Annotated in this window: 11 protein-coding genes; 7 read left to right on the top strand and 4 right to left on the bottom strand. The window is 57.3% G+C overall.

Going from position 1 to position 12823, the window contains the following annotated elements; genetic code table 11:
* The first annotated feature begins 16 nt into the window (after positions 1-16).
* The 5 genes from damX (at position 17) to trpS (ending at position 4651) form a co-directional block, all read left to right on the top strand.
* A complete protein-coding gene (damX, locus tag M2416_RS23605) occupies positions 17-1303 on the top strand; it encodes a cell division protein DamX (protein ID WP_076946140.1) in 1287 nt (428 codons plus the stop codon).
* 77 nt (positions 1304-1380) lie between these two features.
* On the top strand, positions 1381-2205 hold the full coding sequence (dam, locus tag M2416_RS23610; RefSeq protein WP_076946139.1) for an adenine-specific DNA-methyltransferase: 825 nt from the start codon (positions 1381-1383) through the stop codon (positions 2203-2205).
* 17 nt (positions 2206-2222) lie between these two features.
* Positions 2223-2900 carry a ribulose-phosphate 3-epimerase gene (rpe, locus tag M2416_RS23615; RefSeq protein WP_041142999.1) on the top strand — a complete coding sequence of 226 codons (678 nt, stop codon included), beginning with the start codon at positions 2223-2225 and terminating at the stop codon, positions 2898-2900.
* Positions 2893-3654 (top strand): phosphoglycolate phosphatase, encoded by a 762-nt coding sequence (gene gph / locus M2416_RS23620; protein ID WP_076946138.1) that lies wholly within the window; start codon positions 2893-2895, stop codon positions 3652-3654. Before rpe ends, gph begins: the two co-directional genes overlap by 8 nt.
* Entirely contained in the window at positions 3647-4651 is a 1005-nt protein-coding gene (trpS, locus tag M2416_RS23625; protein WP_076946137.1) for a tryptophan--tRNA ligase, read from the top strand. Before gph ends, trpS begins: the two co-directional genes overlap by 8 nt.
* Before the next feature lie 125 nt (positions 4652-4776).
* Here trpS and cysG read toward each other — a convergent pair whose 3' ends face one another.
* The 3 genes from cysG to nirB form a co-directional block, all read right to left on the bottom strand.
* On the bottom strand, positions 4777-6150 hold the full coding sequence (gene cysG / locus M2416_RS23630) for a siroheme synthase CysG (RefSeq protein WP_076946136.1): 1374 nt from the start codon (positions 6148-6150) through the stop codon (positions 4777-4779).
* A 155-nt stretch (positions 6151-6305) separates the two neighbouring features.
* Positions 6306-6632, bottom strand: a complete 327-nt coding sequence (gene nirD, locus M2416_RS23635; RefSeq protein ID WP_045854048.1) for a nitrite reductase small subunit NirD — start codon at positions 6630-6632, stop codon at positions 6306-6308.
* Positions 6629-9172, bottom strand: coding sequence for a nitrite reductase large subunit NirB (gene nirB / locus M2416_RS23640; RefSeq protein ID WP_045854049.1), 2544 nt, complete (start codon positions 9170-9172; stop codon positions 6629-6631). Before nirB ends, nirD begins: the two co-directional genes overlap by 4 nt.
* A gap of 240 nt (positions 9173-9412) precedes the next feature.
* Here nirB and M2416_RS23645 point away from each other — a divergent pair, with 240 nt between their 5' ends.
* Entirely contained in the window at positions 9413-10735 is a 1323-nt protein-coding gene (locus M2416_RS23645) for a cytosine deaminase (protein WP_041142993.1), read from the top strand.
* Positions 10736-10741: 6 nt separating this feature from the next.
* Here the strand turns inward: M2416_RS23645 and tsgA are convergent, their stop codons facing one another.
* Positions 10742-11926, bottom strand: coding sequence for an MFS transporter TsgA (gene tsgA / locus M2416_RS23650; protein WP_076946134.1), 1185 nt, complete (start codon positions 11924-11926; stop codon positions 10742-10744).
* Between the two features lie 277 nt (positions 11927-12203).
* Here tsgA and ppiA point away from each other — a divergent pair, with 277 nt between their 5' ends.
* Positions 12204-12773: a peptidylprolyl isomerase A gene (gene ppiA, locus M2416_RS23655; RefSeq protein WP_045854052.1), complete on the top strand. Its 570-nt coding sequence runs from the start codon at positions 12204-12206 to the stop codon at positions 12771-12773.
* The last annotated feature ends 50 nt before the right edge of the window (positions 12774-12823 follow it).

Consider the following 12823-nt stretch of genomic DNA (forward strand, 5'->3'; position numbering starts at 1 on the left):
TTTAGTGGGGTGTTAAATGGATGAATTAAAACCAGAAGACGATTTGAAAGCCGATCGCAACGATCGTCGTGCTGGTCGTTCCCGTCAGTCTTCCGAGCGCGACAGCGATCCGCAGATCAATTTTGATGATGTCGATCTTGATGCGGACGAGAGCCGTCCGACGCGCGCCAGTAAAGCACGCCGTGAGCGCGATGAAGAAGAGTATGAAGAAGACCTGGAGTCTGAAGAAGACGAGGTCGAAGAGCAGCAGGTTGAGCGCCGTCCGCGTAAGCGTAAGAAAGCGCCAGCGAAGCCTGCCTCTCGCCAGTACATTATGATGGGGGTGGGGATCCTCGTGCTGCTGCTGCTGATTGTCGGCATCGGTTCTGCACTGAAGTCGCCGTCTTCCTCGAACGAACAAGCGGCGACAGGTGAGAAGAGTATCAATCTGTCAGACGCGCAGGACAACAGCGCTCAGCCTGCCACGCAGGACCAGACCGCGGGTAACGCCCAGCAGCAGGACGTTTCTCTGCCGCCAATTGCGTCTAACCCAACCCAGGGCCAGACTACCGCTGAGCCGCAGGGACAGCAGCGCGTCGAGGTTCAGGGCGATCTGAACAACGCGCTGACTCAGCAGCAGGGCCAGATTGACAGCGCCGTGGCAAGCTCGACGTTACCGACCGAACCTGCAACCGTCGCCCCGATGCGCAACGGTACGGCTCCGCGTCAGGCAACCACCGAGCGCCAGACGCAGACCGCCGCCGCCGCACCGCGTCCGGCCGAGCGTAAGCACACCGTTATTGAGCCGAAGCCGATGGCTACCGCGAAAGCACCGGTTGAGTCGAAGCCGGCACAGCCTAAGCGTGTCGAAAGCACTGCCGCTGCGGCACCGGTGAAAACGCCTGCCGTCGAGCCAGCTAAACCTGCCGCTACTGCCCAGGCTAAGCCGACTCCGGCCGCCGCGCCAGCTGCAACCGCTACTGCTGCAGCGACCGCTGCTCCGGCGGCGACAGCGGCCGCTTCTGCTGGCAAAACTGCCGGTGACGTGGGCTCGATGAAAGCCGCTCCGTCCGGCAACTACACCCTGCAGCTCAGCTCTTCCTCCAACTACAACAATCTGAGTAGCTGGGCGAAGAAAGAGAAGCTGGATAAGTACGTCGTCTATGAGACTACCCGTAACGGTCAGCCCTGGTATGTGCTGGTCAGCGGCATTTATGCTTCGAAAGATGAAGCTAAACGCGCTGTAGCGACTTTGCCAGCGGACGTGCAGGCGAAAAACCCGTGGGCAAAACCGCTGCATCAGGTCCAGGCTGACCTGAAGTAAGCTGCGGCGTAGTCTTAAGCGCAGGGTGCTGTCGGAGCTTTCTCCACAGCCGGAGAATGTGTAATTATTTAGGCAGCATGAAAAAGAATCGCGCTTTTCTGAAATGGGCAGGGGGGAAATACCCCCTGCTTGACGATATAAAAAAACATTTGCCGCAGGGCGACTGTCTGATTGAGCCCTTTGTGGGCGCCGGGTCGGTATTTCTTAATACCGACTTTTCTCGTTATATCCTCGCGGACATCAACAGCGATCTGATTAGCCTTTACAACATCGTCAAATCGCAGACGGATGATTATGTTGCCGCGGCGCAGGAGATGTTTACGCCTGAGAATAACGTGGCGGAGAGATACTACCAGTTCCGGGCTGAATTCAATCAAAGCCAGGACCCGCTTCGTCGTGCGGTGCTGTTCCTGTATCTGAATCGCCATGGCTACAACGGTCTGTGTCGCTACAACCTGCGCGGTGAGTTCAACGTGCCTTTTGGCCGCTATAAGAAGCCCTACTTCCCCGAAGCTGAACTGTATCATTTTGCGCAGAAGGCGCAGAATGCCTACTTCTACTGCGAGTCGTACGCCGACAGCATGGCGCGAGCCGACGGGGCTTCTGTGGTCTACTGCGACCCGCCGTACGCACCTTTGTCTGCTACCGCGAACTTTACGGCGTACCATACGAGCAGCTTTAATTCCGAACAGCAGGCCCATCTGGCGCAGCTGGCGGAGAATCTGTTCGAGCAGCGGGTTCCGGTTCTGATTTCTAACCACGATACCGCGCTTACCCGCGAATGGTATCGTCTGGCTAAACTGCACGTCGTCAAAGTTCGACGCAGTATCAGCAGCAACGGTGGTACCCGAAAGAAGGTGGACGAGCTTCTTGCTCTTTACCGTCCGCCGAAGACTAAATAATTTTCAAGGAGATGCGGATGAAGCAGTATTTGATTGCCCCTTCGATTCTGTCGGCTGATTTTGCCCGTTTGGGTGAAGATACCGCCAAAGCGTTGGCTGCAGGTGCAGACGTTGTGCACTTTGACGTAATGGACAACCACTACGTGCCGAATCTGACTATCGGCCCAATGGTGCTGAAAGCGCTGCGCGGCTATGGCATCACCGCGCCTATCGACGTGCACCTGATGGTTAAGCCGGTCGACCGCATCATTCCTGATTTCGCCGCCGCGGGCGCCAGCATCATCACCTTCCATCCGGAGGCGTCAGAGCACGTCGATCGCAGCCTGCAGCTCATCAAAGAGCACGGCTGTAAGGCCGGCCTGGTATTCAACCCGGCAACCCCGCTGAGCTACCTTGATTACGTGATGGATAAGCTGGATGTGATCCTGCTGATGTCCGTCAACCCGGGATTCGGCGGCCAGTCTTTCATTCCGCAGACTCTCGACAAACTCCGTGAAGTTCGCCAGCGCATTGATGCCTCCGGCTACGATATTCGCCTCGAAGTCGACGGCGGCGTAAAAGTTAGCAATATCGCGGATATTGCGGCCGCAGGGGCGGATATGTTCGTTGCCGGCTCGGCCATTTTCGACCAGCCGGACTATAAAACAGTCATCGATCAAATGCGCAGTGAATTAGCGAAGGTTAGTCATGGATAAGTTACAGGCTATTCGCGGTATCGCGTTTGACCTCGACGGCACGCTGGTGGACAGCGCGCCGGGTCTGACGGCGGCCGTTGATAGCGCGCTTTACGCTTTAGAACTCCCGATGGCGGGAGAGGATCGCGTTGTCACCTGGATTGGCAACGGCGCGGACGTTCTGATGGAGCGCGCCCTTACCTGGGCACGCCAGGAGCGCGCAACGCTTCGCGCGGCCGGGGGGAAACCTTCCGCCGATCGCGATGATATCCCGCAGGCCGAGCAGCTGGCGCTGCTGCGCAAGCTGTTTGACCGCTACTATGCTGAAGCCGCGGAAGAGGGCAGCTTCCTGTTCCCGGCGGTTGCCGATACGCTGGGCGCTCTGCACGCCAAAGGGCTGCCGCTGGCGCTGGTCACCAACAAGCCGACGCCGTTCGTTGCGCCGATGCTGGCCGCGCTGGATATCGCTAAATATTTTACCGTGGTTATCGGCGGCGACGATGTACAGAACAAGAAGCCGCATCCCGAACCGCTGCTGCGGGTTGCGGAAAAGCTGGGGCTGGCTCCCGCTGAGCTGCTGTTTGTCGGCGATTCGCGTAACGATATCATGGCGGCGAAAGCGGCCGGCTTTGGCTCAGTTGGCCTGACCTACGGCTACAACTACGGTGAGCCGATCGCGCTCAGCGAGCCGGATTACGTCTTTGATCAATTTAACGAACTCTTACCCGCTCTCGGGTTACCGTACAGTGAAACTCAGGAATTAAAAAATGACTAAGCCCATCGTTTTTAGTGGCGCACAGCCCTCAGGTGAATTGACCATTGGCAACTACATGGGTGCGCTGCGTCAGTGGGTGGGCATGCAGGATGACTATCACTGCATCTACTGCATCGTCGATTTGCACGCCATCACCGCGCGTCAGGATCCTGAGAAACTGCGTAAGGCCACGTTGGATACGCTGGCGCTTTATCTGGCATGCGGTATCGATCCTGCGAAAAGCACCATCTTCGTTCAGTCGCACGTGCCGGAGCATGCGCAGCTGGGCTGGGCGCTGAACTGCTACACCTATTTTGGTGAGCTGAGCCGCATGACCCAGTTCAAGGACAAGTCCGCGCGCTACTCGGAAAACATTAACGCCGGCCTGTTTGATTATCCGGTGCTGATGGCGGCAGACATCCTGCTTTATCAGACCAACCAGGTGCCGGTGGGCGAAGACCAGAAGCAGCACCTGGAGCTGAGCCGCGATATCGCGCAGCGCTTCAACGCAATCTACGGCGAAGTGTTCAAGGTTCCTGAGCCGTTTATTCCTAAATCCGGCGCTCGCGTCATGTCGCTGCTTGAGCCGACGAAAAAGATGTCCAAGTCGGACGACAACCGCAACAACGTGATTGGCCTGCTGGAAGACCCGAAATCGGTCGTCAAAAAGATCAAGCGTGCGGTTACGGATTCCGACGAGCCGCCGGTAGTGCGCTACGACCAGCAGAACAAAGCCGGCGTATCTAACCTGCTGGATATTCTCTCCGGCGTGACCGGCCAGAGCATTGCGGAGCTGGAGCAGCACTTCGACGGGAAAATGTACGGTCATCTGAAGGGCGAAGTAGCCGATGCGGTGTCCGGCATGCTGGTTGAGCTGCAGGAGCGCTATAACCGCTTCCGTAACGATGAAGCCTTCCTGAATCAGGTGATGAGAGACGGGGCAGACAAAGCCAGCGCTCGCGCTTCACAAACGCTGAAAGCGGTATACGAAGCCATTGGTTTTGTTGCGAAGCCGTAAGCGGCGGCGATAAAGACCGCACGCACAAAGCTGAAAAAAAGGGCGGGTTAATCCCGCCCTTTTGCTTTTCTGTCGTTATGGCTACTCGCCCGTTCAGCACGCTGCGGGCAGAGGCGCGGCGAATCTTAGTGGTTAGAGAACCAGTTGAGCCTGTCGCGAAGGCTCACCACGCGGCCGACGATAATCAGCGCCGGGCTCGCCATCTGCTGCGCCAGCACGTCCAGCTGATCCAGGGTGCCGGTCACCACCTTCTGGCTGACCGCCGTACCGTTTTCAACAATAGCCGCCGGCATATCTGCCGCCATGCCGTGGGCAATAAGCTTCTCTCTGATCGCTGGCGCCTGGTTTAAGCCCATATAAAACACCAGCGTCTGCTTTTCTACCGCCAGGTTTTGCCAGTCCAGCTCGGCCCCGGTTTTCAGATGCCCGGTGACCAGGCGTACGCCCTGGGCGAAGTCGCGGTGGGTCAGCGGAATACCCGAATAGGCGGAGCAGCCGGAGGCGGCGGTGATCCCCGGAACCACCGAGAAGGGAATACCGGCATTACACAGGGTTTCGAGCTCTTCGCCACCGCGGCCGAAAATAAACGGATCGCCGCCCTTCAGACGCACAACACGGCGGCCGTTCTGCGCTTCCCGCAGCAGGATCTGATTAATCTCATCCTGCGGTACGCAGTGGTAGCCCGCACGCTTGCCGACGAATACCCGGTCGGCGTCGCGGCGAACCAGATTCATAATATCGTCTGAGACCAGACGATCGTAAACCACGACATCCGCCTGCTGGATCTGCTGCAGCCCTTTCAGGGTCAGCAGACCGGCATCACCCGGTCCGGCGCCCACCAGCACGACTTCACCGCGGTGATCCAGCGGTTCGGTCAGCAGCTGCTCGGTGGTATCGGCTACGGCCTGCCGGTCTTCATTGGCTAACGACTGCGCCAGGCGGTCGTTCATAAACAGCTTTTCCCAGAAGCGTCGACGCTCGGCCACCGTGGCAAACTGTTTTTTCACCCGTGCCCGCAGCTGGCCGGCATAGTGCGCCAGCTGGCCTAAATGCAGCGGCAGAACCGACTCCAGCTTTTCGCGCAGCAGCCGCGCCAGCACCGGCGACGTCCCGCCGGAGGAGACGGCGACCATCAGCGGCGAGCGGTCGATAATCGAGGGCATAATAAAGCTGGCCTGCTGCGGCGAATCCACGACGTTGCAAAAGATGCGTCGCGCTTCCGCCGCCTGGCTGACCTGCTGGTTAACGTCGTTGTCGTCCGTCGCGGCGATCGCCAGCCAGCAGCAGTCGAGCAGTTCGGGATTAAAGCGGTCTTTTACCAGCGTCAGCATCTGCGCATCCGCCCACACCTGAAACTGTGGCGAGAATTCGAGGGCGTTAACCGTTAATTTGGCGCCGGCATCGAGCAGCAGCCGCGCCTTGCGTTCGGCAACATCCCCGCCGCCGACCAGCAGACAGTCGCGATCGCGCAACTGGCAAAAAATGGGTAAGTGATCCACGGAATATCCTCGCAGCAGGGCAATGAGAGATGGTGAGCCGTCGTAGCATAGCAGCGGAGGAGTGACAAAATATACGACTTTTCCGGTGCTTACCGCTTAGTGGGCATAAGCAGAATGTATGGTTCCCTCTGAGGACCAGAGGGAACCTCGGGGCGTCAGGCTTTAAGCTGAACCTTCCCGTCTTTTACCCGCGCGTCAAAATGGGCGATGGAGTGGCTCTCATCTTCCATACAGACGCCGTCACGCAGACGGAAGCGCTGCTTTTTCAACGGGCTGGCAACCCACAGGTCGCCTTCGTGTTCGGCAATGATGCCGCGAGAAAGAACGCTGGCGTTGAAGAACGGATCGATGTTGCTGATCGCAAAAACCCGCTCGTCATGATAAGGGCGGAAGACGGCAACCTGCTGCTGGCCAAGCAGGGCACAGACGCCGGTTGCCGGCAGGATTTCGTCAATCTTGCAGATGTTTATCCACTGGCTCATACGTTTTCCTCCACCAGAGTCACCGGAATACGCTCATACGGCGTAGCCGGGCGATGCTGTTCACGTTCCGGCACAACCTGAACGTTCGGGTCACGCTGGCTGCTGTTGATAAAGTGCCTGAAGCGGGTCTGCGCTGCCGGGCTGTTGACGGTTTCAGTCCACTCGCAGGCGAAGGCTGCACGCAGGCGGGCCAGCTCCTCTTCCAGGTGTTCGTTCAGACCCAGCTTGTCGTCGATGATGACGCGCTTCAGATAATCGATGCCGCCTTCCATGTTATCCAGCCATGGCGCGGTACGCGTCAGCTTATCGGCGGTGCGGATGTAGAACATCATAAAGCGGTCGAGATACTTGAGCAGCGTTTCACGGTCAAGGTCGGCGGCCAGCAGATCCGCGTGGCGAGGCTTCATCCCGCCGTTGCCGCACACGTAGAGGTTCCAGCCTTTTTCGGTGGCGATGATGCCGACGTCTTTACCCTGCGCTTCCGCGCATTCACGCGTACAGCCGGACACGCCAAACTTCATCTTATGCGGCGTACGGATGCCTTTGTAGCGATTCTCCAGCTCGACGCCGAAGCCTACGCTGTCGCCCACGCCGTAGCGGCACCAGGTGCTGCCGACGCAGGTTTTGGCCATACGCAGGGCTTTGGCGTACGCGTGGCCGGTTTCAAAGCCCGCTTCAATCAGCTGACGCCAGATTTCCGGCAGATCGTCTTTCTGAGCGCCAAACATGCCGATACGCTGCGAGCCGGTGATTTTGGTGTAGAGGTTATATTCGCGCGCGATGCGGCCGACGGCCACCAGCCCTTCGGGGGTGATTTCGCCGCCTGCGGAGCGCGGGATAATCGAGTAGGTCCCGTCTTTCTGGATATTGGCGAGGAAGTTATCGTTGGTCTCCTGCAGCGGCGTATGCTCAGGTTTGAGGATGTACTCATTCCAGCAGGAGGCCAGCAGTGAGCCAACGGTAGGTTTACATACTTCGCAGCCGTAGCCCTTGCCGTGTTTTTCCAGCAGCTCATCGAAGGTTTTAATGCCTTCGACGCGGATCAGGTGGAACAGCTCCTGGCGCGAGTAGGCGAAGTGCTCGCACAGGTTATGGTTAACTTCGATACCCTGTTTGGCCAGCTCGGCGTTCAGTACCTGGGTCACCAGCGGAATACAGCCGCCGCAGCCGGTACCGGCTTTGGTTTCAGCTTTCAGCGCGGCAACGGTATGGCAGCCCTTATTGATGGCGGAGATCAGCATGCCTTTGGTCACGTCGAAGCAGGAGCAGATTTGCGCGCTGTCCGGCAGCTTATCGACGCCGATAGAGGGCTTGCCGCTGCCGGCATGGGACGGCAGGATCAGCGCGTCCGGGTTTTCCGGCAGTTCGATAGCGTTGAGCACCAGCTGCAGCAGGTTGCCGTAGTCGCTGGTATCGCCGACCAGCACCGCGCCGAGCAGGGTTTTGTTATCTGCGCTGACGATCAGGCGTTTGTAGACTTCTTTGCTCTCATCGAGATAGACGTAGCTGCGTGCGCCAGGCGTGCGACCATGCGCATCGCCGATGCCGCCAACGTCAACGCCGAGCAGCTTCAGCTTGGCGCTGAGGTCGGCGCCGGTGAAGGCGTTGTCCGTGCCGAGGATATGGTCGACGGTCACCTGGGCCATTTTGTAGCCCGGCGCGACCAGACCATAGACGCGGTTGTTCCAGCTGGCGCATTCGCCGATGGCGTAGATATCCGGATCGGAGGTCTGGCAGGTATCATTCACGACGATACCGCCGCGCTGTGCCACCGCCAGACCGCATTGGGTCGCCAGCTTGTCGCGCGGGCGAATACCGGTGGAGAACACGATGAAATCGACCTGCAGCTCGCTACCGTCGGCGAATTGCATGGTTTTCCGCGCTTCGGTGCCCTGCTGGACGATTTCTTTGGTATTTTTGCTGGTATGAACCTTCACGCCCATACTTTCGATTTTGCGCTTCAGCTGCTCGCCGCCCATATTATCAAGCTGCTCGGCCATCAGCATTGGCGCAAATTCGATGACGTGGGTTTCAACGCCGAGGTTTTTCAGCGCGCCTGCGGCTTCGAGGCCCAGCAGGCCGCCGCCGACGACGGCGCCGCGTTTGCTGCGGCGGGCGCAGGATTCGATAGCGTTGAGATCTTCAATCGTACGGTAAACGAAGCAGTCCTGAGTTTCCGCGCCTTTAATCGGCGGGATCCACGGATAGGAGCCGGTTGCCATCACCAGTTTGTCGTAAAATACGGTGCGTCCCGCGCTGGAGTGAATGACCTTCTCCTGGCGGTTAATCGTAATCGCGCGCTCGCCGATAAGGACGTTAACGCCGTGCTTCTCGTAAAATCCTTCACGAACCAGCGAAAGTTCTTCCGCGGTATGATGGGAGAAGTAAGATGACAGGTGGACGCGGTCGTAAGCGATACGGGGTTCTTCGCAGAACACGGTAATGTCAAACTCTCCGGCAGGCGCCTTATCAAGAAGCTCTTCGATAAAGCGATGGCCAACCATGCCGTTACCGATAATAGCGATTCTGACTTTGCTCATTTTTGCCTCGATTTCTTTTCTAATACCGCCTACCTTAACGATTCAGCCGGTACACTTATTGATGCAAATCAAATTCAATCCTGCCTACCCCTTAATGGGTATTATCATGATTTATTTGGGTTTTTCTAAGTCATGGAAAACTCAGGCTTTTCCTTTTTGTTGCTTTTATGTACAAAAGTGGCGGGAGAATGCGGGGGCGGGTTGAATGAAAATTAAGCAATTTTAACGGGAGCCATCAAGATGACAGCAGCACCACTTTGGTTGATTCAGAACGTGCGCCTGCCCGGCCGCGACGGGCTATGGCAGATAGCAATAGATAAAGGCTGCTTTGGCGATATTACCCCGATGGGCGACGCGCGCGGCGAGAGTCTTGAAGTGCTCAACGCCCGCGGTGGGCTGGCTATTCCACCGTTTATTGAACCGCATATTCATCTGGATACGACGCAAACTGCCGGTGAGCCGAGCTGGAATCAATCCGGGACGCTGTTCGAGGGTATTGAGCGTTGGGCGGAGCGCAAGGCGTTGCTGAGCCATGAGGATGTCAAAGCCCGGGCGTGGAAAACCCTGAAGTGGCAAATTGCCAACGGCATACAGTTTGTGCGCACGCATGTCGATGTTTCAGATCCGACGCTGACCGCCTTAAAAGCGATGCTGGAAGTGAAGCAGGAGGTAGCCCCGTGGGTAGATTTGCAGATAGTCGCCTTCCCACAGGAGGGGATTTTATCCTACCCCAATGGGGAGGCCCTGCTGGAAGAGGCGCTGCGCCTTGGCGCCGACGTGGTGGGAGCTATTCCTCACTTCGAGTTTACCCGCGAGTACGGCGTTGAGTCCCTGCATATCGCCTTTCGCCTGGCGCAGAAATATCAGCGTCCGCTGGATATCCACTGCGATGAAATCGATGATGAGCAGTCGCGGTTTGTCGAAACGGTCGCGGCCCTGGCGTTAAAAGAGGGGATTGGCCCGCGGGTTACGGCCAGCCATACCACCGCCATGCACTCCTATAACGGCGCCTACACCTCACGGCTGTTTCGCCTGCTGAAGCTCTCGGGGATCAACTTTGTCGCTAACCCGCTGGTGAATATCCACCTGCAGGGACGCTTCGATGATTACCCCAAGCGGCGCGGTATTACCCGGGTAAAAGAGCTGATGGCCGCAGGGATTAACGTGTGCTTTGGTCACGACGACGTTTTCGACCCGTGGTATCCGCTGGGCACCGGCAATATGCTGCAGGTACTGCATATGGGTCTGCACGTTTGTCAGCTGATGGGCTATCAGCAGATTAACGACGGCCTGAAGCTGATTACCGACAACAGCGCCCGCACCTTTGGTCTGAGCGACTACGGCATCAGCACGGGGAATACCGCCAACCTGATTATTCTGCCTGCGGAAAACGGTTTTGAAGCCGTGCGCTGCCAGGTGCCGGTACGCTGGTCGATTCGTCAGGGGCGGGTTATTGCTACCACGCAGCTGGCGCAGACCTGGATACAGACCGATAGAGGCGGGGAGGAGCTGTTCTTTACTCGCAATAGCCCCTCTGCGGATGCAAAGGGGCCAAAGGGCTAGCGTAGCTTAGTGTGACCCTGCCTGCGCGCCGTGCTGGCGGTGGCGGGAGACGAAGCCGAGGATAATGCACATCACGAATACCACGGCATAGAGGCCGTTAGCGGTTTGCAGCGCTGCCAGCGGGCCGCTGGCGGCAACGATAGGACCGGTGACCACGAAGGTCAGCATCGTCCCGATAGTGCCGCAGGTGAGCACAAAGTTAACCAGCTTCGGTGAGGAGACTTTGGTCTGCTGCGAACCCAGGGTAATCAGCGAGGTGTAGATAGCGCTGGAGAAGAAGCCAAGGGTCAGGATAAACCACGGCATATGCTCCGGCGAACCGTTAATAAACAGGTACATCAGCACCGTTGCCAGGCCCGCCAGAACGGTAAGAATGCGCTGCAGGTCGAAGAAACGCAGGATGAAGCTGAATGACCACATACCTATCATGTACGACATCCAGAAATCGCTTACCAGCTTACCCGCGTCGCCAAGACTCATGCCCAGGCCCTTGGCATACTCCGGCACCCAGGAGATAAAGCCTAGCTGGCCAAGGATATAGCACAGCGCGGCGATGGACAGAAACAGTACGCCGATTCCCCATTTCTCTTTGACCACCGGCTGGCTGTCCTGCTGCGCTTTTTGACCCAGCACCGGGAATTCACAGCCGAAGGTCAGAACGAAGATGGCGACGTAAACCAGACCAATGCAGACATACACCCAGTACCACTCGATGCTGCGCGCCAGCAGATAGGCGGCAACCATCGGGAAAATCATTCCCGCCATGCTGAAGAAGGAGTCGGTGAACAGCAGGCGCGCGCCGCGCTGGCGGCCTTCATACATATGGGTTATCAGGAAGGTGCCGATCGACATGGTGATCCCGCTGACCAGACCCAGCACGAACATCGACGCGGAGAACAGGGTTAGGCTGTGGCCAAAGATCAGCCCGATTACCGCCAGTACCATCAGGATAAAGCCAAAGCGCAGCTGCGTTTTCAGCGGTACGATTTCCATCAGCCAGGCGTTGAGGAAGATAGAGATCAGGATCCCGGCATTGAGGAAAGTGAAGGTGTTGCTCATACTTGAAACGGGTACATGGAAGTAATCGGCGATATTGCCCATCACCATCCCGGTGACGATCACCAGCGCTCCGGTCAGGGCGTAGGAGAAGAAGCTGATCCATGTGAGCTTGATACGATTGCTGTTAGTCATGACTGGCCTGTGAATAGAAATGTAAAGCGCGTTGACTCTGCGCCAGGGCGGACAGATTTTATTCGTTCGGGTGATGTAAGCAAACGTTTATTATGAAATGTAGATCTTTTTGCATAGATTAGTGTGATGCAGGTCGCTTTTATAGATTGAGCCGATCGAAGTGCGCCTCGTTACAACTGTTTCAGCTACGTAAAATTAGGTAAAAGGCTGGCCCAGGATGCAAAGGCTCTTTAGAATCAATGCACTTGCTTTTTTTCAGCTCCGTTAAGGAATCTCGATGCTCAAATCAACTCTGGCGGCGGTGGTTGCCGTTTTCGCTATTTCCGCTTTCTCCCCGGCTATGGCAGCAAAGGGCGATCCTCATGTCTTGCTGACGACTTCTGCGGGAAATATTGAGCTGGAGTTAAATAGCCAGAAAGCACCGATTTCCGTCGATAACTTCCTGAAGTACGTGAACAGTGGCTTCTACAACAACACCACTTTTCACCGCGTAATTCCTGGCTTTATGGTGCAGGGCGGCGGCTTCAGCGAACAGATGCAGCAAAAGCAGCCGAACCCGCCAATCAAGAACGAAGCGGATAACGGCCTGCGTAACACCCGCGGCACCATCGCGATGGCGCGCACCGCCGATCAGGACAGCGCGACCAGCCAGTTCTTCATTAACATCGCCGACAACGCCTTCCTCGATCACGGACAGCGCGATTTTGGCTACGCGGTGTTTGGTAAAGTCGTCAAAGGAATGGACGTCGCCGACAAGATTTCCCAGGTCCAGACGCATAACGTTGGGCCGTACCAGAATGTACCGTCCAAACCCGTTGTGATCCTCTCCGCGAAGGTTCTGCCTTAAGCTCTTCCGCGCGCGGGCGGCCCACGCTCGCGCCGTTGTTTCGGCCTTTC

Source organism: Klebsiella sp. BIGb0132, assembly GCF_024810075.1.
Classification (GTDB): domain Bacteria; phylum Pseudomonadota; class Gammaproteobacteria; order Enterobacterales; family Enterobacteriaceae; genus Klebsiella; species Klebsiella terrigena.

Bases quoted from the DNA above. Each gene is read 5' to 3' on its own strand.
- dam (WP_076946139.1), top strand. From the start codon at position 1,381: ATGAAAAAGAATCGCGCTTTTCTGAAATGGGCAGGGGGGAAATACCCC.
- trpS (WP_076946137.1), top strand. From the start codon at position 3,647: ATGACTAAGCCCATCGTTTTTAGTGGCGCACAGCCCTCAGGTGAATTG.
- nirB (WP_045854049.1), bottom strand. From the start codon at position 9,172: ATGAGCAAAGTCAGAATCGCTATTATCGGTAACGGCATGGTTGGCCAT.
- gph (WP_076946138.1), top strand. From the start codon at position 2,893: ATGGATAAGTTACAGGCTATTCGCGGTATCGCGTTTGACCTCGACGGC.
- damX (WP_076946140.1), top strand. From the start codon at position 17: ATGGATGAATTAAAACCAGAAGACGATTTGAAAGCCGATCGCAACGAT.
- nirD (WP_045854048.1), bottom strand. From the start codon at position 6,632: ATGAGCCAGTGGATAAACATCTGCAAGATTGACGAAATCCTGCCGGCA.
- M2416_RS23645 (WP_041142993.1), top strand. From the start codon at position 9,413: ATGACAGCAGCACCACTTTGGTTGATTCAGAACGTGCGCCTGCCCGGC.
- rpe (WP_041142999.1), top strand. From the start codon at position 2,223: ATGAAGCAGTATTTGATTGCCCCTTCGATTCTGTCGGCTGATTTTGCC.
- ppiA (WP_045854052.1), top strand. From the start codon at position 12,204: ATGCTCAAATCAACTCTGGCGGCGGTGGTTGCCGTTTTCGCTATTTCC.
- tsgA (WP_076946134.1), bottom strand. From the start codon at position 11,926: ATGACTAACAGCAATCGTATCAAGCTCACATGGATCAGCTTCTTCTCC.